Origin of the sequence: Streptomyces sp. NBC_01428, assembly GCF_036231965.1 — a bacterium.
Classification (GTDB): Bacteria; Actinomycetota; Actinomycetes; order Streptomycetales; family Streptomycetaceae; genus Streptomyces.
This window is the reverse complement of sequence record NZ_CP109499.1, coordinates 566,253-591,225: the sequence shown is the minus strand read 5'-3', so window position 1 is coordinate 591,225 and position 24,973 is coordinate 566,253. Positions and strand designations below refer to the sequence as shown.

Sequence of the window (24,973 nt, the reverse complement as noted above, 5' to 3'; positions counted from 1 at the left end):
CCCGGGTTAGGCAAATGCTTCGCGGTGTTACGGCACATGTCCTCCGCCGCACCCCGTCCGGCCTGCGGCGTGAGCGACGTGTACCGCCGGCGCAACACGGACGACCAGGCGGCGTAACCCGCCGTGGTCACTGTCTTCGGCATGGAGACCACGACCGACACCCACTGTCCGTACTGCTCACTGCAGTGCGGAATGCGTCTCGCGACGGCCGGCGGTGTCGGGACGACGGTCGTCGAACGACCCGAGTTCCCGGTCAACCGCGGCGCGTTGTGCGGCAAGGGGCAGTCCGCGGCACCCCTGCTGGACACGGCGCGCCGCTTGACCACACCGCTGGTACGCGATCGAGGAACCCTGCGGGCGGCGAGCTGGGACGAGGCGCTGGACCGGGTCGCGGGAGGCTTCTCGGCCATCCGCTCGGAGCACGGCGCCGACGCCGTCGGAGTCTTCGGCGGTGGCGGGCTGACCAACGAGAAGGCCTACCAACTGGGCAAGTTCGCCCGGGTCGCGCTCGGCACCGCCAACATCGACTACAACGGGCGCTTCTGCATGTCGTCGGCAGCGGCGGCGAACCGTATCGCATTCGGCCTGGACCGCGGACTGCCCTTCCCGCTGGAGGACATCCCGCGCACCGACTGCCTGATCCTCGTCGGCGGCAACCCGGCGGACACGATGCCACCCGCCGTGCGCTACTTCCGCGAACTGCGCGAGAACGGCGGCACGTTGATCGTGGTCGATCCGCGCCGCACCAGGACCGCCGACCTGGCCGACCTCCATCTGCAACCCCTGCCCGGCAGCGACTTGGCGCTCGCCCTCGGCCTGCTGCACCTGCTGATCGCCGACGGGCTGGTCGACCACGAGTTCGTCGACACCCGCACCGCCGGATTCGGGGCCGCGCGTGCCGCCGCGATGGCCCACTGGCCCGAGCGCGTCGAACGGCTCACCGGCATCGCGGCAAGCCAACTCCGCCTGGTGGCACACCGTTTCGGTCGGGCGGCGACCGGCATGGTGCTGACCGCGCGGGGCCCCGAGCAGCAGAGCAAGGGCACCGACACCGTCGGCGCGTGGATCAACGTCTGCCTCGCGTCCGGCAAGGCGGGCCGGCCGTACTCCGGCTACGGCTGCCTGACCGGGCAGGGCAACGGCCAGGGCGGGCGGGAGCACGGCCAGAAGGCGGACCAGCTCCCCGGCTACCGCTCGATCGAGGACCCGGCCGCTCGCGAACACGTCGCCCGCGTCTGGGGTGTGGACCCGGAGACTCTCCCGCACACGGGCCGCTCCGCCTACGAACTCCTGGACAGCCTCGGCGATCCTGGGCCTGACGGTGTGCGGGGACTGCTCCTCATGGGCTCCAACCCGGTCGTCTCCGCCCCGAACGCGGCCCATGTGACCGACAGGCTGCGGTCGTTGGACCTGCTGGTCGTCAGCGACCTCGTGCTCTCCGAGACCGCGCAACTCGCCGACGTCGTTCTGCCCAGCGCCCAGTGGGCCGAGGAGACCGGCACGATGACCAACTTGGAAGGCCGGGTGGTCCTGCGGCAACGGGCGGTCGACGCACCCGAGGGCGTACGCGGAGACCTGTGGCTGATGCGCGAACTCGCCGAACGCCTCGGGATCAAGCGGGGGTTCGACGACGACCCCGAGACCGTCTTCGAGGAACTGCGGCGCGCCTCCGCCGGCGGCCAGGCGGACTACGCGGGAATCAGCTACGACCGGATCCGCGCCGAGGACGGGGTCTTCTGGCCGTGCCCGGCCGAGGACCACCCCGGCACGCCCCGGCTCTTCCTGGACACCTTCGCCACGCCCGACGGCCGCGCCCGGTTCGCACCGGTCACGCACCGCCCGGCGGCCGAGGAACCCGACGCCGCGTACCCGCTCTTCCTCACGACTGGGCGGGTGCTGTCGCAGTACCAGAGCGGGGCCCAGACCCGCCGGGTCGGCGCGCTGAACGCCTCCGCGCCGGGACCGTTCGTGGAACTGCATCCCCTGCTGGCACGCCAACTGGCAGTAGAGGAAGGCGATGCGCTCGCCGTGACCTCCCGGCGCGGCCGGGCCGTCGCACCGGCCCGGATCACCGACACGATCCGCCCCGACACCGTGTTCATGCCGTTCCACTGGCCGGGCGCGGGACGGGCCAACACCCTCACCAACCCGGCGCTGGACCCGACCTCGAAGATGCCCGAGTTCAAGCTCTGCGCGGTGCGGGTCGAAGCGGCGGGCGTCGCCGCGACGGCGAGGCCGGACGAGGAGCGGCACGCATGAGCGCCGCCCGCCACATCGCGGTCGTCGGAGCCGGCATGGCGGCCGCACGCTTCGCCGAACGCCACCACGCCCTCGGCGGAACCGCCCGGATCACCCTCCACGGGGCCGAACCCCGCCCGCCGTACAACCGCGTCCTCCTCGCCGACGTGCTGACCGGACGCTACGCGGCGGAAGCGGTGGCCCTGCCGTCGGCGCCGCCGAACTGCGCGTCGGCAGCGAGGCCGTGGCAGTGGACCTCGCCGCCCGCACCCTGACGTCCGCCGACGGCCGCATCGAGACCTGGGACGAACTGGTCCTCGCGACCGGCGCCAATCCCGTCCTCCCACCGATCCGGGGACTGCGCCGACCGGACGGCTCGGGGCTGCGCGACGGTGTGCACAGCCTGCGCACCCTCGCCGACTGCGCGCGCCTCGGCGAGGACGTCGGCCGGGCCCGGCGCGCCGTCGTCATCGGCGGCGGTGTCCTCGGTGTCAGCGTCGCGCGGGCGCTGGGCGCTCTCGGCCTGACCGTCGAGATCGTGCACCAGGGGCCCCACCTGATCGAGCGGCAGCTCGACGCCGAGGCGGCGGCGGCGCTGCGCGAGGGGCTGCGGCGGATGGGCGTCGAGGTCTACCCGAACAACCGGGCCCGCGCCGTGGTCGGCCGGCACGGCACCGGGGACAGCGCCGTCGAGCTGGCCAACGGCTACCGGCTCGGCACCGATCTGGTCGTCCTCGCCTGCGGTGTCCGCCCCCGCACCGCGCTCGCCCACGCCGCCGGCCTCACCGTCGACACCGGAATCGTCGTCGACGACACACTGGCCACCTCCGCGCCCCACGTCCACGCCATCGGCGACTGCACCCAGCACCGCGGCGTCGTGCACGGACTGTCCGGCCCGGCCTGGGAACAGGCCGACGTCCTCGCGGCACGTCTCTCCGGCGCGGACCCCGACGCGCTCTACCAGGGCTCGCGCCCCCTCGCCCGGCTCAGCGCGGGACCCCTGGAGTACGCGGCCTTCGGCGAAGCACACCTCGACGCCGACGACCAGGCCGCGGACCCCGACCTGAACGTGCTCCGCCTGTCCGACGCGACACGCGGCAGCTACAAGAAGCTCGTGCTGCGCGGCGAGCGACTCGTCGGCGCCATCCTGCTCGGCGACCTGGCCACCGTGGGCGACCTCGCCCGCGCGTACGAGCGGGACGCGTCGCTTCCCGACCGACCCCTGCACCTGCTCACCTCATACGGAGCCACGCCATGACACACCGCCCGACGTCCGGCCCGTCGTCCCGTCCGCTCAAGGATCTCGTCCTCGTCGGCCACGGCATGGTCGGTCAGCGCTTCCTGGAGGCGCTGACCGAGCAGCCCGGAGGGGCCGACTGGCGGATCACCGTCCTCGCGGAGGAACCGCGCCCCGCCTACGACCGGGTGCACCTGACCTCCTGGTTCTCCGGAACGGACGCCGACGCGCTGTCGCTCACACCACCGGGCTTCGTGACCGACCACGGCATCGACCTGCGCCTGGCCGAACCGGCGGCCGCCGTCGACCGCGCCGCACAGACCGTCACCACCGCGTCCGGCCAGGTGCTGCACTACGACGCGCTGGTACTGGCCACCGGGTCCTACCCGTTCGTCCCGCCCGTACCGGGCCACGACGCCGCGGGCTGCCACGTCTACCGCACCATCGAGGACCTGGAAGCCATCCGCGACGACGCGGAGCAGGCCGGCACAGGCGTGGTCGTGGGCGGCGGACTCCTCGGCCTCGAAGCCGCCGGCGCCCTCACCGCGCTCGGCCTGGAGACCCACGTCGTCGAGTTCGCACCCCGCCTCATGGCCCTCCAGGTCGACGAAGGCGGCGGGCAGCTGCTGCGCCGCAAGATCGAGGAACTGGGCGTCACCGTCCACACGGGAGCGGGCACCCAGGCCATCGTCGTCGGCGAGGACGGCCGTGTCCGGGGCATGGGACTCTCCGACGGCCGGGAACTCCCCGCCGACCTGGTCGTCTTCTCGGCCGGTGTGCGACCGCGGGACCAACTGGCCCGCGAGAGCGGCCTGCCCGTCGGCGAGCGCGGCGGAATCGTCGTCGACGAACGCTGCCGCACGACGGACCCGCACGTCTACGCCATCGGGGAATGCGCGCTGGCCGCCGACGGCCGGGTCTACGGCCTGGTCGCCCCCGGATACGCGATGGCCGAGACCGCGGCCCGCTCCCTGGCCGGCGAACACCGTGACCAGGACGCGTTCACCGGAGCCGACACCTCGACCAAGCTGAAGCTCCTCGGGGTCGACGTCGCCAGCTTCGGCGACGCGCACGGCGCGACCGAGGGAGCACTCGACGTGCTCTACAGCGACAGCCGCAACGGCGTCTACAAGAAGCTCGTCATCGGCCGCGAGGGTCAGCTCCTCGGAGGTGTCCTGGTCGGAGACACCGAGTCCTACGGACTGCTGCGCCCCCTGGCGATGGGCGGCGAACCCCTGCGCACCGCACCCGAACAGCTGGTTCTGCCCGCCGGACTGGGCCCCGCCGGCCCGGTCACGCTGCCGGACGAGGCCGTCGTCTGCTCCTGCCACAACGTGAGCAAGGAACAGATCCGCGCCGCCGTCCACGACGCGGGATGCGGCACCGTCCCCGAGGTCAAGAAGTGCACGAAGGCGGGCACCGGCTGCGGCAGCTGCGTCAAACTCCTCGGCACCATCGTCACGGAGGAACTGCAGGCGAGCGGTGTCACCGTCGACAAGGGGTTGTGCGAACACTTCGCCCACACCCGGACCGAGCTCTACGAGATCGTCCGGGTCGCCGGCATCACCTCGTTCACCGACCTGGTCGACCGGCACGGCACCGGCGAAGGATGCGACATCTGCAAACCGGTCGTCGCCTCCATCCTGGCCACCCTCGACAACGGCCACATCCTCGACGGCGAGCAGGCCGCGCTCCAGGACACCAACGACCACTTCCTCGCCAACCTGCAGCGCAACGGCTCCTACTCCGTCGTCCCGCGCATCCCCGGCGGTGAGATCACCCCGCACGGCCTGATCACGATCGGTGAGATCGCCCGCGACTTCGGCCTCTACACGAAGATCACCGGCGGCCAGCGCATCGACCTGTTCGGCGCCGGCGTCGACCAACTGCCCGCCATCTGGCGCCGGCTCGTGGACGCGGGGTTCGAGTCCGGCCACGCCTACGGCAAGTCCCTGCGCACGGTGAAGTCCTGCGTCGGTGAAACCTGGTGCCGGTACGGCGTGCAGGACTCGGTGGGCCTCGCCATCGAGCTGGAACTCCGCTACCGCGGCCTGCGCTCACCCCACAAGCTCAAGTCCGCCGTCTCCGGATGCGCGCGCGAGTGCGCGGAGGCGCAGGGCAAGGACTTCGGCATCATCGCCACCTCCACCGGCTGGAACCTGTACATCGGCGGGAACGGCGGCATGACGCCGCGACACGCCGATCTGCTCGCCGCCGACCTGGACCGCGACACGCTGATCCGCAGCATCGACCGGTTCCTGATGTTCTACATCCGCACCGCCGACCGGCTGGAACGGACCTCCGTCTGGCTGGACCGGATCGACGGCGGACTGGACCACGTGCGGGCCGTCGTCATGGACGACTCGCTGGGCCTGTGCTCCGAACTGGACGCTCTGATGGAGCGACACGTCGACCAGTACCAGGACGAGTGGGCGGCGGTCCTCGCCGACCCCGAACGGCTCCGCCGCTTCGTCTCCTTCGTCAACGCCCCCGGCACACCCGACCCCGCCGTCACCTTCGTGCCGGAGCGCGGCCAGATACGCCCGGCCCGGCCGGACGAGAACGGAACCATCCTTTCCCCGGCCCTGGTGGCCGGGCCCCGACTGGAGGTGCGTACCGCGTGAGCAGGTATGTGGAGATCCACGACGGCACGCGCTGGACGCGGGCCTGCCCCTACGACGACCTGATCCCCGGCCGGGGGGTCGCGGTCCTCGGCGCCCGCGGCGAGCAGGTGGCGGTCTTCCGCGACCGGGCCGGAGCGCTGTACGCGGTCGACAACCGTGACCCGTTCAGCGGCGCCCACGTGATGTCCCGCGGGATCCTCGGCAGCCGGGGCGACGTCCCCACGGTCGCGTCGCCGATGTACAAGCAGGTCTTCGACCTCCGTGACGGACGCTGCCTCGACGAGTCCACCGCCCCGGACGGCACGCCGGCCGTGCTGCGGGTCTGGCCCGTGCGCGACAGCGCGGACGCGACCTCACAGCTGGCCGGAGCGGGCGTGCACGGGCCGTAGCACGGCCGAACTGCGGCGAGTCCGACCGCGTAACCCGCCCCTCCTAGCGTCGTCACGACGGACCAACCCCACCTCACGAAACAGCGGGTGACAGCTGATGACCAGTGTGGTCGACACAGAAGGCACGGCCGAAGAGGTCGCCGGGCGCACCGGCACCCCGGACAGCCCGAGCGCCTCCGGGAGCGCGGACCGGCCGGGTGCCATCACGGACTGGCGGCCGGAGGACGAGGCGTTCTGGGAGCGGACCGGCGCCCGGGTCGCGCGCCGCAACCTCGTCTTCTCCGTCCTGTCCGAACACATCGGCTTCTCGGTGTGGAGCCTGTGGTCGGTCCTGGTGCTGTTCCTCGGACCGGAGTACCACATCGACCCGGCCGGCAAGTTCACGCTCACCGCGGTGCCGACGGCGCTCGGCGCCGCGCTGCGCCTGCCGTACACCTTCGCGGTGGCGAGGTTCGGCGGCCGCAACTGGACCGTGTTCAGCGCCCTGTTGCTGCTCGTGCCGACCGTCCTGGCCGGCGTCGTGCTCCAACCCGGAGTCTCCTACGGCACCTTGCTGGCCGTCGCCTGCGTGGCCGGCGTCGGCGGCGGCAACTTCGCCTCCTCGATGGCGAACATCAACGCCTTCTACCCGCAGCGCCTCAAGGGCTGGGCCCTCGGCGTCAACGCCGGCGGCGGCAACCTCGGCGTTCCGGTCGTGCAACTCGTCGGACTCGTGGTGCTGGCCACGGCAGGCGCGGCCCACCCCCGGCTCGTACCGCTGGTCTACCTGCCGCTGATCGTGCTGGCGGCCCTGGGCGCGGCCCTGAGGATGGACAACCTGACGTCGCTGAGGAACGACAGGCGGGCCCTGCGCGAAGTGGCCACGGAACCGCACAGCTGGGTGATGTCGGCCCTGTACGTCGGCACCTTCGGCTCCTTCATCGGTTTCGGTTTCGCCTTCGGGCAGGTCCTGCAGGTGCAGTTCCACGACCAGTTCGACACCCCCGTCGAAGCCGCCTACCTCACGTTCCTGGGCCCCCTCCTGGGGTCACTGGTACGCCCGTTCGGCGGGAGGATGGCGGACCGCTGGTCCGGCGCCCGCGTGACGCTGTGGACCTTCGCCGCGATGGCGGTGGGCACGGGTGTCGTGCTGGTGGCCTCCCACCAGAAATCACTGCCCCTGTTCCTGACCGGCTTCGTGGCGCTCTTCGTGCTGAGCGGCGTCGGCAACGGTTCGACGTACAAGATGATCCCCGCGATCTTCCAGGCCAAGGCACGGATCGCCGTCGCCGCCGGGACCGATCCGGAGAGCGCCGAACGGGACGCCCGGCGGCGGGCGTCGGCGCTGATCGGGTTGGCCGGTGCCGTCGGCGCGTTCGGCGGAGTCCTCGTGAACATCGCCTTCCGGCAGGCCTTCCTGGCCGGCGCGAGCGGCGACGCGGCCTACTGGGCCTTCCTGGTCGCGTACGCGGTCTGCTTCACCCTGACCTGGGCGGTCTATCTCCGGCCGCGGGAGGGCCGGATGACCACGATCTGACGGACAGGGAGGCGGGTCACCCGGGGCGGGACCGCCCCGGGTCCCGCCCCCTCCGCCCGCCCGTGCCTATCGGGTCTGCGGCACGCGGAACCTGCGACGGTATTCGGTGGGCGTCGTGTTCAGCCGGCGCCGGAACGCCCGCACCAAGGTGTCGGTCGTGCCGAACCCGCAGACGGACGCGATGCGTTCGAGCGTGGCGTCGGAGGACTCGAGTTCGTGGCGCGCCTTCTCCACCCGCACGGACTCGATGTACGCGTGCGGGGTCATACCCAGCTCCGTCTTGAAGAGCCGCGTGAGGTGCCGGTCGCTGACGTGCGCGTAGGCCGCGAGGTCCACGACGGTCAGCGGCTCGGCGATGGTGCGCAGGATGTGATGACGGAGGTCCTCGATCCGCCGTGTCGTGGAGACCTGCTCCAGGGGAACACTGAACTGACTCTGCCCCGAAGGCCGCTTCAGGTACATCACCAACTGCCGGGCGACCCGCAGCGCGACGGCCTCGCCGAGGTCGTCGGCGATCAGGGCCAGCGACAGATCGAGACAGGCGCTGATCCCGGCCCCCGTCCAGACGTCGCCCTGGCGGATGAAGATGGGATCGGCGTCGACCTCCACGGCCGGGTGGTCCGCGGCCAGCTGGGAGGCGGTCGACCAGTGCGTGGTGGCCCGTTTGCCGTCGAGGAGCCCCGCCGCGGCGAGAAGATGGGCGCCGACGCAGACGGACGTCACCCGGTGGGTCCGGGCCGCCAGGGTCTTCACCCTGCCGACCAGCTCCGGGTCGACGATGGCACGGACGCGGCGCTCACTGTCGACCTCCACCGACCCGGGCACGATCAGGGTGTCGATGCTCTGCGCGGCGGCCTCGTCGAAGGTGAGGTCCGGCAGGATGCGGACCCCGGCGGACGTGGTGACGGGATCCATGCTCTCGGCGGCCAGAACGACGTGATATCCGCTCGCGTCCTCGGTCTCCCGCCGGGCCAGCGAGAAGACCTCCGGCGGCCCGGTCACGTCGAGCAGGTCGACGCCCTCGAAAAGCACGATGACGACAAGGCGTCTGGCGATGTCCGGCACACGTCCCCCTGAACAGCTCCTCCGCATGCCTCGCGGCATGTCCGTATCTGCATGTTAGACGTCATTGTCGACACGCCCTGCGGGCCATAGCGTTCCTGATGCAGCCCGACGCATCGCTGAGGCTGCCTCATCCACCGGAACACCGAAGGCGGTACCCCCATGTCCAGAACGACGCTGCGCGAGCTCAACGGCTTCGACGACACCCCCGCGAAGCTGGCCGACTCGACCCTGATCCTCATCGACTTCCAGAACACGTACACCCAGGGCGTGATGGAGCTCGACGGATGGGAGGCCTCGCTCGACGCCGCCGCCCAACTCCTGGCACGGGCGCGCCAAGAGGGCACCAAGGTCGTGCACGTCGTCAACGACGGCGGCGAGGGGACCCCGTACGACATCCGCGCCGAGATCGGTGGGATCCACCCGCGCCTCGCACCGGTCGAGGGTGAGGCCGTGGTCGTGAAGCAGGTGCCGAACGCCTTCGTCGACACGGACCTCGGGGCACACGTTCCGGAGGGGCAGGACGTCGTCATCGCGGGCTGGATGACGCACATGTGCGTGGCGTTCACCGCGCAGGGCGCGTTCCTTCGCGGCAACCGTCCCACGGTCGTGGCCGACGCGACCGCCACCCGCTCCCTGCCGGTGACCGGCGCCGACCTCGATGCCTGCCAGGTGCACTACAGCGCCCTCGCCACCATCGCCGACCTGTACGGCGTGGTCGTCCCCACCCACAAGGAGCTCAACTGATGAAGGCGCTGCGGACAGCCGTCGCCCTGACAGCCGTCACCGTCCTCGCGGTCACCGCCACGGCATGCGGAGGAAGCTCCGAGGCCGCCTCGCGCACCGGCGACAAGCCCTCACCCGCCGCGGACCGGAACGTCGCGAAGGACACGACGACACTGCGGCAGCTCAACAAACTGGACGAGACTCCGGCGACGCTGTCCGACGCCACGTTGATCCTGGTGGACTACCAGAACACGTACACCCAGGGCGTGATGGAACTCGACGGGTGGAAAGCGGCCGTGGACAACGCCGAGGCGCTGCTGCAGCGCGCGCGTCGGGCGGGTACACCGGTCATCCACATCGTCGACAAGGGCTACGACCTGAAGTCGAGGGCCGGCCGGATCATCCCGGCGCTGAAGCCGGTGAAGGACGAGCCCGTCGTCGAGAAGACCGTGCCGAACGGCTTCTACCGCACGAACCTCGCGGCCGAGGTGAAGAAGGCCGGGCGCGAGAACGTCATCATCGCGGGATTCATGACGAACATGTGCACCCTGTTCACCACCCAGGGCGCCTTCCTCAACGGCAACCACCCCACGGTGGTGGCGAACGCCTCCGCGACCCGGGCGCTGCCCCTGAACGGCAGTCCGAACGGGATCCCCGCCCGCCAGGTCCACGCATCCGCGCTCGCCACGGTCCAGGACCTCTACGGAGTCGTGGTCCCCGACCAGCGCTCCCTCACGTAGCCGTACGGCCCGGCCGGGGCGGGAGATCCCACACCTCTCCCGCCCCTCCTGAGCGCCCCCGAATCCCCCCTTCGGCCCCGTACCCGTCAGGCCCCCCACACATGACATCCCCGGCCATTGGAATTCCCCCCATGCAGATCCTCCCCCCGCCCATGCGACGTCCACACGCGGAAACATTACGGAGAAAACGAAGATGGCTACACGCAGAGGCTTCATAGGCGGCGCCTCCGGAATCGGCACGGCCGCGCTCCTGGGCTACTCGGCCTCCCCGAGCGCCGCCGACACGTCGGGGACGACCACACCCGTCCCGGTGGCGGTGACCCCCCAGCAGGCGAAGGACTCGATCTTCGCCGTCAACGCCGGAATGCGCTCCAACTACGCCGTCCTGAAGGCGGAGTTGATCAAACACCTCGCCCCGGTGATCGTGGTGCAGAACGACGCGAAGGGCGGCAGGTTCACCCTCGTGACCCCGACGGGCCAGGAGTCCGTCAACCCCGTGGCGGAGACGTTCGAGCTGGCGAAGTCCATCGCTCACGTTCCGCTCGGCATCTTCTCGGTGATCGCCTCCTACCTCGCGGACAAGATCCCCAACCTGCCGAACGCCGCACGTATCGACCCGCACGACCTCCTGATGGTGGCGTTCGGCGACGACAGGTCCACCGCGTGGATCAAGCCACTCCAGGCCTACGCCGTCACCCTCACCACAGCCCGCCAGAACCTCGCCGCCGCCGGTCTGCCGGCCGCGCTCGTCACGTCCTGCGGCATCATCCTCGACGCCGCACTGAAGTTCATCAACTCCTCCGTGACGGCCAAGGTGTTCGACATGAAGTCGTTCGAGGACTTCTCCGGCAGCGTCTACGCCGACATCCGCACCAACATGGAGTACGCGGCGAAGGCCCAGATCAGGGGCGTGCAGGACATCATGAAGACCTGGCGCGCGAAGGTCGGTGAGGCGGCCTGGGCGGATCTCTACTGCGTCGTGCTGTCCCAGTGGACCACCAGCGTGCTCAACCAGAACACCATCATCATCAAGGACTGCATGAACGCCGCGAAGGTCGGCACCCACCTGATCGACCTGCCCGGCCTGGAGACACCGAAGGACCCGGTCTTCACCGCGCTCGACAACCTCGCGCGGATCGTGCAGGACAACATCGCCGCGGAGATGGTGTTCCCGAAGAGCACCGTGGTCGCCGACGCGCTGAAGGGCAAGCAGGACCTGCTCTCCGACGAGATCCTGATCCAACTGGGCGGCACCGCCCCGGCGCCGGCGAAGGCCGCCACCTACAACACGCTCGCCGAGGGGATGTGCCCCGTCAGGAAGTAGCCGGAGGCGCACAACAGGTCGGGGCCACAGGCCCGTTCCCCGTGCCCCCGTCGGTCTCCCGACGGGGGCACCCGCTCGGGCGCCGACCTGCCCGGACGCCGTCGCAGTCCGTCACCGTGCCCACAGGACGACAACGATCACTCCCGCCCCACCCCTTGACGAACGGACGATTCCGGACGAACAATTTCGGTCATCCGTTTGACAACGTTGTCTTATCGAAAGGCGCCCAGCGTGCCCGATGCATCCCTCTATGTCGATCGCCGCCGTTTCGTCCAGCTCCTCGGCGCCGCCGCCCTCGCGGCGACCGTCCCCGTCACTCTCGGCAGCGGCACGGCGAGCGCCCACGGACGCCCGGGCACGGCGCCCGACACCATCGCGGAGACCTACTACCGCGTCCTGCTGAACCACACCCACTGGTCCGAGACGCAGTGGGACGCGACCCGCGGCTACTACACGGACAAGGACTTCGGGTTCGCCGTGGTGCTCGGCAACGCGGTTCTCCTCACGCACGGCACCTACGACGGCGACCGCGCCGGCATCGACGAGAAGACGCTGAAGGCCCGGACGATCGCGACGATCCAGCACTTCGCCGCGTCCAACCGGCTCACCGGCGGCACCCAGTGGGGCCGGACGCTGTTCTTCGACACCACCTTCCAGCTCTACTTCGTGCTGGCGGCACGCCTCCTGTGGGACGACCTCGACGAGGCCACCCGGACCAACGTCGACACGATCGCCCGTGAACAGGCCGCCTACACCACGGGCTTGGGGACCGGCGACGACCCGAACTCCGGCAGCTGGACCCCGCACGGTCTCCTCGGCGGTCACGAGGGTGACACCAAGCTCGAGGAGATGGGCGTCTACGCGCAGTCCCTCGCCCCCGGGCTGGCCTGGGCGCCGGACGACGCGCGGCACGCCGACTGGGACAAGGCCTTCGGCACCTGGTCCCGCAACGAGACGGGTCTGCCCCAGGCGGACCTCGTCAACCCGGCCCGTGTCGACGGCGTCCCCGTCTCCGACAACAAGGCCCGCAACCTCTACGACACCTTCATCGTCGAGAACCACGGCTCCTTCGGCCCGCACTATCAGGAAGAACTGTTCCGCACATCGGGCCGCAACGCCGCCCACTTCATCACCGCCGGCCGCCCGTTGCCCCAGGTCCTCACCAACCAGCCGAACGCGGACCAGCTGTGGGGCACCCTGCTCGGAGTGATGAGTGACGCCGGCGAGCCCCTGATGCCGATGGTCAACGACCGCGAGCACCTCTACGGCCGTGACGTCATCCCGCTCGCCTTCCTCGCCCAGGTCGTCGGCGACCGCGCGGCGGCCCGGGCGGAAGTGGCCCTCGCCGAACGGCTGGAGGCGTACCAGAAGTACCCGCCGGAGTACCGTCTCGCGAAGTTCTCCGGCGAACCGAAGTACGAGCCCGAGGCCCGCGCGGAAGTGGCCATCAGCTACCTCCTGCACCTGTGGGCCGCGGCCCAGGGCCGCACGGTGCGCCCCCTGACCTCGGAGGAGCTGTTCCGACACGCCTCGGGCGTCACCGACTTCGGCACCGTCCCCGGCCTCGTGTCCCACCAGTCGACCGGCGCCTGGGCGGGTGCCGTGACCAAGCCGGGCTTCGTCAAGTTCGCGTGGCAACCGGCCCACGACGACTGGCTGTTCAAGCTCAGCGGCGCCAACCCGATGTTCCTGCCCAGCACCGCGGCCCAGGTGACCGGCCGCCAGGTGCGGACGTACAGCACCCTCCGTGACGGGTTCGACGGCAGCGCCACCCTGCTGCGCCTGGGCACCGGCCGAGCGGGCCTGACCACCCTGCCCTCGGGCGCCGTCGTCTACGCGACGACCGGCGTCGCGGCGGGGGAGGGGCACCTGGAGATCCACAACCTCACCATGCCGGGCATGGCGGGCCTCACGGGATCGCGCACCTACCGCTTCGCCGAGGGCAGCGCCACCGTGACGGCACAGGACGCCCGTCCCGCCGCCGCCACGCCCCGCGTGGACGAGGTCACCTTCGCGAAGTCCGAGGTCAGACACCTGCGCATGATCGGCGTCCTGCCCGACCCGACGTACGGATACTCCCTCTACGCCTTCGAGGCCCGCGACGGCTCGGACGGTACCGACCTCGCCCGGAGCGGTACGGCGACCGCCTCCTCGTACGACCCCGGCAAGGAGCCGGCCCTGGCGGTGGACGGCAACGCCACGAGCCGATGGGCGGTTTCGAAGGCGGACCGCCCCCGGGCGGACAGCTGGATCGCCGTGGACCTCGGAGCCACGCACACGGTGGACCGCGTCACCCTCCGCTGGGAAGCCGCCGCCGGACGCGCGTACACCGTGCAGGGATCGGCCGACGGCAAGCAGTGGAACGACCTCGTCTCGTGGCCCGAGCCCGACGTGTCGAGCAAGGGCGGCTGGCTCGACGTGGACGGACGGGCCGGCCTCGTCGTCCGGGGATCCGAGCAGCCGCTCGCGGTGTACGGCGACACGATCGTCCTCGCCGACGGCGCCGCAACCCCCCTGCTGGCAGAAGGCTTTCCCGGCATATCCACCGACAGGCTCCGCGCTCTCGCACACGCTGCCGCTCCGCAGGCCGAGCACGACAGCGTCCGTGCCGCTCTCACGGAGGACCACCTCAGCCTCTTCAACCTGTCCGAGCAGCAGGTGACGACACGTGTTCGCATCCCTCGATCCGGAGCACGCGCCGTCCTGTTCGAGGGACGCCAGACCCTCACCGCGGACGGCAGCTCCTACGAGGCCGATCTTGACGCCGCCACGGCCGAACTCCTGCCTCCGCGCATGGAGGTGAGCCCCGCCTTCGGAGGAAGACTGCCCGTCGGACTCGAGGCCGAGGTCGTCGACGCCGCCACGGTGCGGTTCACAGGAGCGTCCTGCCGCCTCCGGGTGACCGGCCAGGGGCACACCGAGGTGGCGGAGGTCCGCGCGGGCCGCACCACCACCGTCACCTTGCGGGGCGCCGAGGCCTACCCCCTCGGCGACCTCGCCCTGGGCCGCACGGTGTTCCCCACCACCCCGCTCCCGCCCGGTATGTCGGACCCCTCGGCCGCCGTCGACGGTGACCCGCACACCGCCTGGACGCCCGGCCCCGACGGTCGCATGGTCGTCGACCTCGGCGCCGAACGCCCCGTCCGGGAGATCCGCACGGAGTGGACCGGAGGTCGCGTCCCGGGCCAGAACGTGGAACTCAGCAGTGACGGCCTGACCTACACACAGGCCGGCCGGCTCACCGGACACGGCAAGAGCCGTCTGCTCGCCACCAGCGCCACCGCCCGTTACGTGGCACTGGCGACCGACGCGGGCAAGCGGGGCGACGCCCGGTTGACCAGCATCTCCGTGCGCTGACGGCTCGTCCCGGGCACCGACCGCACCCGGCAGCGGAAAACTCCCGTCCACCCGGGGAGTTCCGCTGCCGGGTGCTCATCTCCGGGCCCCGACTGCGAGTTGTGCGGTGGGATCGTCGAGGACGGGACTCAGGCGGGCTGCCACAGCTCGATCTTGTTGCCCTCGGGATCGGTGACCCAGCCGAACCGGCCGACACCCTCCATGTCCTGCGTCTCCCCGGCCACATCCGCTCCCTTCGCCCGCAGTTGCGCGAGCATCGCATCCAGGTCACGGACGCGGAAGTTGAGCATGGTCTGCTGAGCGCGGGACCCGAAGTAGTCGGTCTCGGCCTCGAACGGAGCGAACACCGTCGGCCCGGCCTCCTGCTGCCACAGGCCGTTCTCCTCGGTGTTCAGCCCGAGGCAGTCGCGGTACCAGGCGCTCAGGGACGCCGGGTCGGCGGCACGCAGGAAGTACCCACCGATTCCAAGCACATGTTCCATGGCGCAATCCTGCCAGGACACGGCGACGGGCCGGGCCCGCACCACGCTTCGCCCGCCGCTCGTCCATCGTCCGTTGGGGGGAGGGTGTCTGCCCCGCCGGGCGAATACTCCAGCCGCGCCGATCACCCGGCAGCCTTCCATCGACAGACGCGGGCGATCGCTATGTTGGCGGGAGCCGGGCACTCCCCGCCGACAGACGCCGACGACGTGCGCCGACCGGCCCACCACATTCCCCCACGATCCCCCCCTTCCCCCGCAACAGCGCAGGAGCAGCATGAGCAAGGTCTTCAGCGCCCACGCCGTCTCGGTCGACGGCTACATCAGTGGTCGCGTCCCCGAGGGTCAGGACGAGTTCGGCAGCGGGCTCGGTGACGCGACGATGCTCTTCGACTGGTACTTCGGCGGCGACACGTCGAGCGAGTCGTTCGACGGATTCAGCCTCAGCGAACCCAGCGCCCGGTTCTTCGACGCGATCGCGGGCCGGGTGGGGGCGACGGTGGCGGGCCGCACCACGTACGAGCACTCCCGTCATTTCGGCGGCGGCGGCCCGCACCCGACGGCGCCGCTCTTCGTCCTCAGCCACCGCCCCGCGCCAGAGATCACCGAGGCGCAGATGCTCGTCACCACCGGCATCGAGGACGCGGTGGCGGCGGCCCGCGAGGCCGCGCAGGGCAAGGACGTCGCCCTCATGGGCGGCGGCCTGCTGTCCTCCGCGCTGGCGGCGGACCTGGTGGACGAGGTGATCCTCCACCAGGTGCCGGTCCTCCTCGGAGGCGGCCGCCCCTTCTTCCACGAACTCCCGCGCCACGTGGACCTGCGCCTCCTCCAGACGATCCCGGCACCTGGCGTGACGCATCTGCACTACGAGGTGGTCCGCCGGCCCTCGTCACCGGCGTCCTGATCGAACCGTGCGAAGCCGGTTCGGGGCGGCTGTCGTTGTCGGTTGCCGGTCGTCGTCAGGCTTCGGGCCCTCGATCGCGTCCGTGCTCCATCGGGCTCACCGGAGAGGATCGGGCCGGACCGGAACGGTCTTCCACTCGCGGGCGAGTGTCGCGTAGACGTACTCGTCGGCCCAGCGCTCCCCGTCGAGGTCGTTCTCGACGAAGTGCGCTTCGCGGCGCATGCCGAGCCGCTCGCACACGCGCACCGAACCGGTGTTGAGTACGTCGAGACGGGCGAACAGCCGGTGGACGTTCAGCTCCGCGAAGGCGAGTGAAGCGGTCGCGCGTGCGGCCTCCGTGGCGTATCCCCGTCCGCCGTAGGCCGGATGGAAGACCCAGCCGATCTCGGCCTGGCGCGCTCGCGCGCTCGCAAGTTTGAGAACGATCTCGCCGACGACCGTCGTCCCGTCCGTCTCGCACACGGCCACCACCAGGTCGTCGCCGTCCTCGGCCCACGCGGTACCGGCGGCTCGCCGCGTCAGACTCCGCGCGCACTGGTCGCGGGTGAGCGGCGGCCGGAAGAGGTGACGGGCGACATCGGGAAGACTCTGATACGCGTGCAGGTCGTCGAGGTCGTCCGGCGTGAACGGGCGCAGAGTGAGCCGTTCCGTGGCAACGGGCAGTGAGAGCCTGAACATCGGCGTCGTGTCTCCTCCTCGGCGGCAGCCCCGCCAGCCTAAAGGTCCCTGTGCCGAGCGGTCTCGGCTCCGGAGGAGCGGGGCGGCGCGACACGACTGTCCGACGACGGGCGGCCGGGGACTCGCCCCGGCGCCCGGCATATCCCACTCCCGATCGCGCCCTGCCTGAACAGTCGCACGCGGGGCGATACTTGACGACGTGGATACGCGTTCCATACGCGTTGGGTTCAGGGGAGGCGACGTCCGTGAGCGGTGTCAGCAGGGGGCTCGCGAAGGTCCAGGTGAAACTCCGCTGGGATCCCAGTCCCTGGGGAGAGGCGCCCCGTCACCTCGACATCATGGCGGCGACCTATTCCGTCGAGGAGCCGTACGGGCGACCGGTGTACGTCGTCCACACCGAGAGCCGGTCACCGGACGGAACCATCAACATGAGCCGACACAGTGAGACCGGCGTCGGCCTCGGCTTCGTCGAGGTGATGGTGCTGGAGCTCGACCGGCTGGCGTCGTCGTACGCGCGCGTCGTGGTGGGTGTGGCGATCCACCAGGACCGGGGGGTCCTGACGTTCGGAGACATCAGGAACGCGGGGGTCCTGGTGGTCGAGGACTACCGGGAGCTGATGACGGACGATCTCAGTCGGGTCGCGGGATCGAACGCCACGACGATTGCGGAGTTCACCAGGGACGGTTCCGGCGCCTGGTCGCTTCAGGAGGCGGTCCGCGGCTTCGACGGTTCACCGACGGCGTTCGCCGCGGAGATGGGCAACGCCCGGCAGCGGTGAACCGGCGGGTCCGAGGGCCTGCGCCGGCCGGCTCGTAGCCCTCGGTGAAGGCGTCCATGCAGGCGTGCGGACAGCACTCGGGGTCTCCCGGGCCTGGCACGTCACCTCCGAAGTGACGTGCCGGTGACGTGCTTTTGGCGGGTCACCGGCATGGACGCCCTCGAGAACACTGCCGAGGTTCGGCAATGCGCGCCCGTGGGCCGACCGTGCACCATGACGTCGGCGGAGCACTGCGAAGGGTTCTGGTGCCGGTCACCGGCAGGTGATGTCCGGCACGGACCCCGGAGGGGAGCAGTGCGCCACCCGATCACGGCGGGCGAGGGAGGGGGCGGAGATGCGGATGTTCGTGGAGACAGCCACGGGGCTGCCCGGCATCGCGTTCACCGCCGCCCTCGCCGTGGCCGTGCGCTCCGGTTCGTCGGCCGCGTTCCGGGGCATGGCCTCGAACCGGGCCGTCGGAACCCCCGCGGCCCACCCTCATCACGTTCTCGCCTGTCCTGGCGCGCAGCGCGCGGCCGGGCGACTGGAGTCGACATGACCTACTTCATCGCACCGCTCGCCACCGCCCTCTTCTTCGTCGCGATCAGCACCGCCGTCCTGATCCGCCGGGACCGACGACAGATGGGTCGTCTGTGGGTGAGCCCGCGCGGGCGCGACTGAGGAAGTGGTCTCAGCCGACCAGGTACTGACGGAGGACGTCGGCCTCGCGGCGGAGTCGAAGAGCCGCGTCGCGCTGACCATAGGTGTCGTACCGATCGGCCTCGCCGGTGCGGTCGTCGACCTGTGCCTGCAAGAGGGCGCGAACGTCGTCGAGGGACAGGACGCGGCGTTCCGCTTCTGTCGAACCGACGCCGGTGCGGGCGCCGGCGACGTGTTCGCTCACCGCATGAACCGAGGCCTGCGCCGGGGTCTCCACGGCTTCGGCGTTGTCGATGACCGCGATGGCGGTGCGCAGCGCGCCGACCGCCTCGGTCCGGCGCGCCTTCATCGCGGCGACGAGATCGGTGCGGAGCAGCGACCGGAGAGCCTGGGCGTCTTCGGGAACCTGCATGTCGGGACTCCTGGTCATTCCTGGTCCCCGTCCGTCGGGGACTGCTGGATCGAGTGGACGCTCACAGTTCCGACTCCGCGAACGCTCCGATGAGGCCGACCAGCGTGGCCGTGTCGTCGGCGCTGCCGATGGCCACGAACTTCGCGGAGTTCCGCTGCTCGTCGTAGAGGGTCTCCAGGTGCAGGCGCGACCCACGCCCCGGACGGGTCGCCGCCGCGCTCGTCACGAGCGTGCTCAGCCGGGACATCGCCGCCCTGTCGATCCCGTCTACCTGAACGACGGCCGTCACCTCGACGCGCGGTCGACCGCTCCCCTCCGGGGCGGGCGGCGCCGGAGTACGGCCCTCGGTGAGGGCGTCCACATCCGCCGCCGCGATCCGGTACTGCTTGCCGATCCGCACAGCGGGCAGGAGGCCGTCCCGCACATAGCCGCGAACCGTGCGGACGTGGAGGCCGAGCATCTCGGCGACCTCTTCGGTCGAGTACAGAGCTGAAGCTGACATGGCTCCCCAAAGTTTTTTAAGACTCCTTATCCTACCTCACTGGTATGGCAGGTAGGGAAGAATAGGGAAGGAGGCTTCGGTGGGTCGACCGGGGGCCGCCGTGCAAAGCCAGGGGACGGGGAGCAGTGCGAGGCGGGTGTCCCGTCGTGCGAGGGGCTGCAAGAAATCGATGAAAGAACGCAGGAACCGAACTAGATGATGGAAAGAGGTGTCCGGCGTCTTGTAGGGCGGCCCCGCCACGTCCTACTGTCACCGCACCGGCACGGCCTCCGCCTCCTGCCGCCCGCTCGCATGGCGCGGCGGCTCAACTCCCTTCGCACGCACCGTTCGTCCACCCTTCCCCGCCACTGTCCGACCGTGCTCGGCGCTCGTTCCTCGCCCCTCGTCCGTCCTGGTTCGTCCGTCCCGAAAGAAACGAGAATCCGATGTCGCGGTACAGCACAGACGGGGATGCGGAGCGGGTCCGCAGCCGCGCGCGAAGACCGGTCAGAACCGCCGCGGCAGTGACCGCGGCGGCCGCCGGACTGGTCCTCGGCCTCGGCTCACCGGCACCCGCGGCCGGCGTGCAGGCCGGCGCGCAGGGCGGCGGCGCCGGCACTCCGGTGGTGACCCGGGCCGGCCTCGATCCCGCCCTCGTCGCGGGGCGCGGCGCCGCCGTGGACTTCGCCGAACAGGAGGCGGAGAACGCGTCGACGAACGGCACGGTCATCGGCCCCGACCGCACCGCCTACACCCTGCCCTCGGAAGCCTCGGGCCGGACCGCGGTGCGCCTGAAGCCGGGCGAGCACGTCGAGTTCACCCTGCCGCGGGCCGCCAACGCTCTCACCGTGCGCTACAGCATCCCGGACGCGCCCCGGGGCGGCGGCATCACCGCACCGCTCGACGTCTCCGTCGACGGCAGGCACCGCTCCACGATGACGCTCACCTCGCAGTACTCCTGGCTCTACAACCAGTATCCGTTCAGCAACGACCCCCAGGCCGACCTGCTGCACCCGGACTGGTGGATCACGGAGTGCGGATGCGTGCCCGCCGCCACCACCCCGACTCCCGTCGTCGACAAGCCGTTCAGGCCCAGCCACTTCTACGACGAGCAACGGCTCCTGCTCGGCAAGCGCTACGAGGCGGGCGACACCGTCCGGCTCACCGCGCCCCCGGGCAGCGCGGCGGCCTGGACGGTGATCGACCTGCTCGACACGCAACTCGTCGCGGCCCCGCACATCGAGCTGCGCGCGGCGAACGTCCTCGCGTTCGGCGCCGACCCCACCGGCCGACGTGACGCGGGCGACGCGTTCGATCGCGCCATCGCGTACGCCAAGAAGCGCCACCTCAAGGTGTATCTGCCGCCCGGCACCTACCAGGTGAACCGGCACATCGTCGTGGACGACGTGACGATCGTCGGCGCGGGCAACTGGTACACCGTCGTCAAGGGACACCAGGTCACCCTCGACACCCCGGCCCCCGACGGGTCGGTCCACACCGGTGTCGGTTTCTACGGAAAGGACGCGGCGGACGGCGGCAGTCACGACGTCCACCTGTCCGGCTTCGCCGTCGAGGGCGACGTCCGTGAACGCGTCGACACCGACCAGGTCAACGCCATCGGCGGCGCCCTCAGCGACTCGACGATCGACGGCCTCTATCTGCACCACACCAAGGTCGGCATGTGGTTCGACGGCCCCATGACCCGCCTGCGCATCACACGCAACGTGATCGCCGACCAGATCGCCGACGGCCTCAACTTCCACACCGGCGTCACCGACTCCACCGTCTCGGACACCTTCGTCCGCAACTCCGGTGACGACGGGCTGGCCATGTGGTCGGAGAAGACCGGCAACGCGCGCAACGTCTTCTCCCACAACACCGTGCAGACCCCCGTCCTCGCCAACGGCATCGCCCTGTACGGCGGTACCGACAACAAGGTCACCGGCAACCTCATCGCCGACCCCATCAGGGAGGGCAGCGCCATCCAGGTCGGCTCCCGCTTCGGCGCGGAACCGTTCGGCGGGCACCTGTGGATCACGGACAACACCACCGTGCGATCGGGACCGTTCGAGCTCAACTGGAAGATCGGTCTCGGCGCCATCTGGTTCTACGCCCTGGAGCGGGACATCGACGCCGACATCCAGGTCACCGGCGACCACTTCCTCGACAACACCTACAACGCGGTGATGCTGGTCTCCGACTTCCCGGTGAAGGACAAGTACGCGATCCGGGGAGTCCACTTCAAGGACATCCGCGTGGACGGCACCGGCACGTCGGTGCTGAGCGCCCGCTCCGCCGGTTCGGCGTCCTTCGAGAACGTGGACGCCCGCAACGTCGGCGCGGTCGGCATCAACAACTGCGGATCGTTCAACTTCCCGCCCACGGGATCCGAGTTCGCGGTGCAGGACCTCGGCGGCAACGACGGTGGCGGCACGACGGGCGCGTGGATGGCGTCCTGGGAACTCCCGAACACCATCACGTGCGACGACCGGCCTCCGGTGGTCGCACCGCCGGCCCCGACACCGTGGCCGTAGCGTCTCGTCACTGAGGTACGGGGTGCGCGCAGTCGCCGTCCGGCGGCGTCGACTGTGCGCACCCTCCTCGGGAGCGTCGTTCGACCCTCGATCCTGTTGTTCGCCCGAGGGGAATGCCGAGCCGGGGGGGCGACCCAGGTCGAACGGTCCCGGGGCGTTCACGCCTCGGAAGCGGATCTCCGCAGGGTCGTACTCGCGCGCACGACGAGCTCCGGAGCCACCGTCAGATGCGTCGACTCGCTCGTCCTGCCCTCGATGTGGTCCAAGAGCAGTCCGATACTGCTGCGACCGAGCGACGCGAAATCCTGACGGATCGTGGTGAGGGGCGGAGGGAAGAACTCCGCCTCGGGGATGTCGTCGAACCCGGCGACGGCCACGTCCTCCGGCGTATCAAGGCCCGCTTCCCGGAACGCCCGCAGGACGCCCAGAGCCATCTGATCGTTCGCGACGAACACCGCGGTCGGGGCCGCCTGCCGCCCCGGCGACGCGAGGACCCGGTCCGCGAGCTGCCGGCCGGCCAGATATCCCGACAGTGGGCTCCAGTCGCCACGCAACGGCGGCGGCACCACCGCACCGGCATCGCGCAGTGCGCCCTCCCAGCCCTCGGTGCGGGCCTCGCTCTCCAGCCAGTCGAGCGGCCCGGAGACATGCCACACCGTCGCATGACCCGACGCGAGGAGATGTTCCGTGAGCATGCGGGCGCCGAGACGCTGATCCAGTGACACTCCCGGCAGGTCCAGCGTGTGGCCACCCTCCACGGTGACCACGGGACAGGGCGCCGCCAGCGATGCCAGGGCCCGCACTGCCGCCCGTTGCGGAGTGACGGCGACGATCCCTTCGACGCCCCACTCCGCGAGGTGGTGCATGGCCTCGGCGAGGGCTCCCTGGGTGGCCGTCCTCAGGGTGACCGCGGAGGTGAGGTAGCCGCGCTCCCGCGCCGCCTCCTGGACTCCGGCGAGCGTGCTGGCCGGGCCGTAGAGCGTGGTGTCCACCGCCATGACACCCAACGTGTGGGTCCGGCGGGTGGCGAGAGCCCGCGCGGCGGAGTTCCGCCGGTATCCCAGCTGTTCGATGACCCGCGTCACCGCCGCACGCGTTTTGGCGCTGACGTTCGGGTGGTCGCTGAGGACGCGGGAAACCGTCTGGTGGGACACGCCGGCGACGCGTGCGACATCCGTCATCGTGGGCGCTCGTGAGACGTCGGGGAGCTGGGTCAACGCTCTTCCTCTTCTCATCGAACGACGCTCCCAAGGTATCGAACCACCCGCTCGCGCCACAGGTGGCGGACCGGTCGGAGGGCCGCTCGGTCAGACCAGGGTGTCGGCGACCGGTGCCTCGCGGCCTGTCACCGGGGCCGGTTGGGCGCGGGGCGTCATCCGGCTCCGTACGAAGATGGTGGCCAGCCTGGTGACCACCTCGGTGAGTGCCATCAGGACGAACGCGGCGACCCAGGCCTGGTCACTGGTGATGTGGTGGGTGACGCTGAAACGGGCGACATCGTCGCCGCCGCCGTGGTCGACCCACAGTTGGAAGCCCATCCGGGCGCCCATGCCGACCACCCACAGGATCGCCGAGACCGCACCGGCCTTGATCAACAGGTGTCCGCCCGCGGAGCGTATGCGGGTGTAGACGCCGCCGGCGACACCGAGTGCGGCGCCCGCGGCCATGAGGGTGCCCACCAGCACCAGGTCGTTGCCACCGGTGGGGATCGAGTCGAGGTACGTGTGCGCCACGAAGGTCACGATGCCCAGCGGGATGAGGAAGGACTTGAGATCGAGCCGGCCCTCCCGCAACTGCCGGAACACGACGAGAATCAGGGCGATGTCGGTGATCCAATCGGATGTCGTCATGCCCCAAGCCTGCTGTGACAGCGCCTTCGACGCGTGGACCCGCGGGTGGAACCCCAGGTGGAGATCTCCGGCTCGTCCACGTCCACCCTGAGGGGGAGACCGGCGCTGAAACACACGCGGCACATGGCGTGCGCGGCGGTCTTCGACGCCGGGCGAGGAGCTCGACGAGTTCAACAGCAACATCGTCGGCCCGATCCAAGTGGTCCACGAGTTCCGCTGATTCACGAGGTTCCCTTCACCCCGGAGAAGGGGCTGGGCGCCGGCCCGGGTCGCTCGCACCGCCAGGGATCCCGTCGAGGGCGGGGCGACCGGCGTATCCCTCAAGCGGGAGGGGACGCAGCCCTGCCGGGCGAGACCCCTTCCGGCAGCAGGGACCGTAGCGCCAGCTCCGTCAGCTCGGCCTCCATGGCGTCGCGGTCCGGGACGACGGCGGCGCGGAAGGAGCGGCCCGCAAGCAGCGAGACGAGCCACCAGGCCGCGGTCTGCGGGTCGATGTCGTCCCGGATGTCGCCGGCGGACTGTCCACGGCTCAGCAGCCCGGCGAGCATGTCGGCGACGTGCTGGTGCACCTGGCGCAGTGCGTCGCCGAGTTCGGGATCGTGCGCCAGCGCCGTGGCGTCCGCGAAGAGGAACCCGTGGGCGCCGGGCTGGTGGTACCGGTCCAGGTGCTGGGGGTCGAGGAACGCCGTCAGCACCTCGGACACGGGCCGGCCGTCGTCGGTCGCCCCGTGCAGAAGCGCGGCGACGGCGCCGGTCGCGTGATCGAGCGTCGCCCGGTACAGCGCCGACTTGGAGCCGAAGTTCTGGAAGACCACGGGCTCGGTGACACCGACCCGCTTGGCGATGTCGGAGACCTTGCCCCGCTGGTAGCCGGTCTCGGAGAAGACCTCGGTGGCCGCGGCGAGGATCGACGCGCGGCGCTCGGCGGCGGGCAGACGCGTGCGCGGTCGGGAACGGGGCTCGGTCACGACGCCATCGTACGACCCCTTGCGGCGCTTCTTAGT

The 24,973-nt window shown here is 70.7% G+C and carries 21 protein-coding genes and 1 pseudogene; 14 read left to right on the top strand and 8 right to left on the bottom strand.

Annotated elements, in window-relative coordinates; all coding sequences use genetic code 11:
- Positions 1-141 precede the first annotated feature (141 nt).
- The 5 genes and pseudogenes from OG406_RS02430 to OG406_RS02405 all read left to right on the top strand — a co-directional run bounded on the left by OG406_RS02430 (position 142) and on the right by OG406_RS02405 (position 8,004).
- Positions 142-2,259 carry a molybdopterin oxidoreductase family protein gene (locus OG406_RS02430; protein ID WP_329183641.1) on the top strand — a complete coding sequence of 706 codons (2,118 nt, stop codon included), beginning with the start codon at positions 142-144 and terminating at the stop codon, positions 2,257-2,259.
- Positions 2,256-3,496, top strand: a pseudogene (locus OG406_RS02420) (NAD(P)/FAD-dependent oxidoreductase). The gene OG406_RS02430 and the pseudogene OG406_RS02420 overlap by 4 nt, the downstream one beginning before the upstream one ends.
- Entirely contained in the window at positions 3,493-6,099 is a 2,607-nt protein-coding gene (gene nirB, locus OG406_RS02415) for a nitrite reductase large subunit NirB (protein ID WP_329183636.1), read from the top strand. Before OG406_RS02420 ends, nirB begins: the two are co-directional and overlap by 4 nt.
- Positions 6,096-6,488, top strand: a complete 393-nt coding sequence (gene nirD / locus OG406_RS02410) for a nitrite reductase small subunit NirD (protein WP_266619186.1) — start codon at positions 6,096-6,098, stop codon at positions 6,486-6,488. Before nirB ends, nirD begins: the two co-directional genes overlap by 4 nt.
- A 97-nt stretch (positions 6,489-6,585) precedes the next feature.
- A complete protein-coding gene (locus OG406_RS02405; RefSeq protein WP_329183633.1) occupies positions 6,586-8,004 on the top strand; it encodes a nitrate/nitrite transporter in 1,419 nt (472 codons plus the stop codon).
- 66 nt (positions 8,005-8,070) lie between these two features.
- Here OG406_RS02405 and OG406_RS02400 read toward each other — a convergent pair whose 3' ends face one another.
- Positions 8,071-9,069 carry a GlxA family transcriptional regulator gene (locus OG406_RS02400; RefSeq protein WP_329183631.1) on the bottom strand — a complete coding sequence of 333 codons (999 nt, stop codon included), beginning with the start codon at positions 9,067-9,069 and terminating at the stop codon, positions 8,071-8,073.
- Positions 9,070-9,228: 159 nt separating this feature from the next.
- On the opposite strand from OG406_RS02400, the gene OG406_RS02395 reads away from it, so the two are divergent.
- From OG406_RS02395 to OG406_RS02380, 4 genes are all read left to right on the top strand, one after another.
- On the top strand, positions 9,229-9,813 hold the full coding sequence (locus tag OG406_RS02395; RefSeq protein WP_266619190.1) for an isochorismatase family protein: 585 nt from the start codon (positions 9,229-9,231) through the stop codon (positions 9,811-9,813).
- Entirely contained in the window at positions 9,813-10,532 is a 720-nt protein-coding gene (locus tag OG406_RS02390; RefSeq protein WP_326841369.1) for an isochorismatase family protein, read from the top strand. The genes OG406_RS02395 and OG406_RS02390 overlap by 1 nt, the downstream gene beginning before the upstream one ends.
- Before the next feature lie 193 nt (positions 10,533-10,725).
- Positions 10,726-11,856, top strand: a complete 1,131-nt coding sequence (locus OG406_RS02385) for a hypothetical protein (protein ID WP_329183627.1) — start codon at positions 10,726-10,728, stop codon at positions 11,854-11,856.
- Between the two features lie 231 nt (positions 11,857-12,087).
- Entirely contained in the window at positions 12,088-15,213 is a 3,126-nt protein-coding gene (locus OG406_RS02380; protein WP_329183625.1) for a discoidin domain-containing protein, read from the top strand.
- Between the two features lie 128 nt (positions 15,214-15,341).
- Here the strand turns inward: OG406_RS02380 and OG406_RS02375 are convergent, their stop codons facing one another.
- Positions 15,342-15,695, bottom strand: a complete 354-nt coding sequence (locus tag OG406_RS02375) for a VOC family protein (protein ID WP_266619195.1) — start codon at positions 15,693-15,695, stop codon at positions 15,342-15,344.
- Positions 15,696-15,969: 274 nt separating this feature from the next.
- On the opposite strand from OG406_RS02375, the gene OG406_RS02370 reads away from it, so the two are divergent.
- Complete coding sequence (locus OG406_RS02370) at positions 15,970-16,596, top strand: dihydrofolate reductase family protein (protein WP_081224401.1); 627 nt, start codon at positions 15,970-15,972, stop codon at positions 16,594-16,596.
- Between the two features lie 96 nt (positions 16,597-16,692).
- Here OG406_RS02370 and OG406_RS02365 read toward each other — a convergent pair whose 3' ends face one another.
- Positions 16,693-17,274: a GNAT family N-acetyltransferase gene (locus OG406_RS02365; RefSeq protein WP_329183623.1), complete on the bottom strand. Its 582-nt coding sequence runs from the start codon at positions 17,272-17,274 to the stop codon at positions 16,693-16,695.
- 221 nt (positions 17,275-17,495) lie between these two features.
- On the opposite strand from OG406_RS02365, the gene OG406_RS02360 reads away from it, so the two are divergent.
- The 3 genes from OG406_RS02360 to OG406_RS02350 all read left to right on the top strand — a co-directional run bounded on the left by OG406_RS02360 (position 17,496) and on the right by OG406_RS02350 (position 18,713).
- Positions 17,496-18,053, top strand: coding sequence for a TerD family protein (locus tag OG406_RS02360; RefSeq protein WP_164375773.1), 558 nt, complete (start codon positions 17,496-17,498; stop codon positions 18,051-18,053).
- A gap of 334 nt (positions 18,054-18,387) precedes the next feature.
- Positions 18,388-18,591, top strand: coding sequence for a hypothetical protein (locus tag OG406_RS02355; RefSeq protein ID WP_329183622.1), 204 nt, complete (start codon positions 18,388-18,390; stop codon positions 18,589-18,591).
- Positions 18,588-18,713 (top strand): hypothetical protein, encoded by a 126-nt coding sequence (locus OG406_RS02350; RefSeq protein WP_327407756.1) that lies wholly within the window; start codon positions 18,588-18,590, stop codon positions 18,711-18,713. Before OG406_RS02355 ends, OG406_RS02350 begins: the two co-directional genes overlap by 4 nt.
- Positions 18,714-18,723: 10 nt before the next feature.
- Here the strand turns inward: OG406_RS02350 and OG406_RS02345 are convergent, their stop codons facing one another.
- Both OG406_RS02345 and OG406_RS02340 read right to left on the bottom strand, forming a co-directional pair.
- A complete protein-coding gene (locus tag OG406_RS02345) occupies positions 18,724-19,104 on the bottom strand; it encodes a hypothetical protein (RefSeq protein WP_329183619.1) in 381 nt (126 codons plus the stop codon).
- Between the two features lie 61 nt (positions 19,105-19,165).
- Positions 19,166-19,606 carry a helix-turn-helix domain-containing protein gene (locus tag OG406_RS02340; RefSeq protein WP_329183618.1) on the bottom strand — a complete coding sequence of 147 codons (441 nt, stop codon included), beginning with the start codon at positions 19,604-19,606 and terminating at the stop codon, positions 19,166-19,168.
- Between the two features lie 425 nt (positions 19,607-20,031).
- On the opposite strand from OG406_RS02340, the gene OG406_RS02335 reads away from it, so the two are divergent.
- A complete protein-coding gene (locus OG406_RS02335; protein WP_329183616.1) occupies positions 20,032-22,119 on the top strand; it encodes a glycosyl hydrolase family 28-related protein in 2,088 nt (695 codons plus the stop codon).
- A 158-nt stretch (positions 22,120-22,277) separates the two neighbouring features.
- Here the strand turns inward: OG406_RS02335 and OG406_RS02330 are convergent, their stop codons facing one another.
- The 3 genes from OG406_RS02330 to OG406_RS02320 all read right to left on the bottom strand — a co-directional run bounded on the left by OG406_RS02330 (position 22,278) and on the right by OG406_RS02320 (position 24,937).
- On the bottom strand, positions 22,278-23,336 hold the full coding sequence (locus tag OG406_RS02330) for a LacI family DNA-binding transcriptional regulator (protein WP_329183614.1): 1,059 nt from the start codon (positions 23,334-23,336) through the stop codon (positions 22,278-22,280).
- 90 nt (positions 23,337-23,426) lie between these two features.
- Positions 23,427-23,969: a hypothetical protein gene (locus OG406_RS02325; protein ID WP_266850189.1), complete on the bottom strand. Its 543-nt coding sequence runs from the start codon at positions 23,967-23,969 to the stop codon at positions 23,427-23,429.
- Positions 23,970-24,289: 320 nt separating this feature from the next.
- A complete protein-coding gene (locus tag OG406_RS02320) occupies positions 24,290-24,937 on the bottom strand; it encodes a TetR/AcrR family transcriptional regulator (RefSeq protein ID WP_266619214.1) in 648 nt (215 codons plus the stop codon).
- Positions 24,938-24,973: the final 36 nt, after the last annotated feature.

Excerpts from the sequence above, each read along its gene's own strand:
- nirB (WP_329183636.1), top strand. The coding sequence starts at position 3,493 with ATGACACACCGCCCGACGTCCGGCCCGTCGTCCCGTCCGCTCAAGGAT.
- OG406_RS02345 (WP_329183619.1), bottom strand. The coding sequence starts at position 19,104 with ATGCAGGTTCCCGAAGACGCCCAGGCTCTCCGGTCGCTGCTCCGCACC.
- OG406_RS02390 (WP_326841369.1), top strand. The coding sequence starts at position 9,813 with ATGAAGGCGCTGCGGACAGCCGTCGCCCTGACAGCCGTCACCGTCCTC.
- OG406_RS02350 (WP_327407756.1), top strand. The coding sequence starts at position 18,588 with ATGACCTACTTCATCGCACCGCTCGCCACCGCCCTCTTCTTCGTCGCG.
- OG406_RS02375 (WP_266619195.1), bottom strand. The coding sequence starts at position 15,695 with ATGGAACATGTGCTTGGAATCGGTGGGTACTTCCTGCGTGCCGCCGAC.
- OG406_RS02335 (WP_329183616.1), top strand. The coding sequence starts at position 20,032 with ATGTCGCGGTACAGCACAGACGGGGATGCGGAGCGGGTCCGCAGCCGC.
- OG406_RS02365 (WP_329183623.1), bottom strand. The coding sequence starts at position 17,274 with ATGTTCAGGCTCTCACTGCCCGTTGCCACGGAACGGCTCACTCTGCGC.
- OG406_RS02430 (WP_329183641.1), top strand. The coding sequence starts at position 142 with ATGGAGACCACGACCGACACCCACTGTCCGTACTGCTCACTGCAGTGC.
- OG406_RS02395 (WP_266619190.1), top strand. The coding sequence starts at position 9,229 with ATGTCCAGAACGACGCTGCGCGAGCTCAACGGCTTCGACGACACCCCC.
- OG406_RS02325 (WP_266850189.1), bottom strand. The coding sequence starts at position 23,969 with ATGACGACATCCGATTGGATCACCGACATCGCCCTGATTCTCGTCGTG.
- OG406_RS02355 (WP_329183622.1), top strand. The coding sequence starts at position 18,388 with ATGCGGATGTTCGTGGAGACAGCCACGGGGCTGCCCGGCATCGCGTTC.
- OG406_RS02405 (WP_329183633.1), top strand. The coding sequence starts at position 6,586 with ATGACCAGTGTGGTCGACACAGAAGGCACGGCCGAAGAGGTCGCCGGG.
- OG406_RS02370 (WP_081224401.1), top strand. The coding sequence starts at position 15,970 with ATGAGCAAGGTCTTCAGCGCCCACGCCGTCTCGGTCGACGGCTACATC.
- OG406_RS02385 (WP_329183627.1), top strand. The coding sequence starts at position 10,726 with ATGGCTACACGCAGAGGCTTCATAGGCGGCGCCTCCGGAATCGGCACG.
- OG406_RS02340 (WP_329183618.1), bottom strand. The coding sequence starts at position 19,606 with ATGTCAGCTTCAGCTCTGTACTCGACCGAAGAGGTCGCCGAGATGCTC.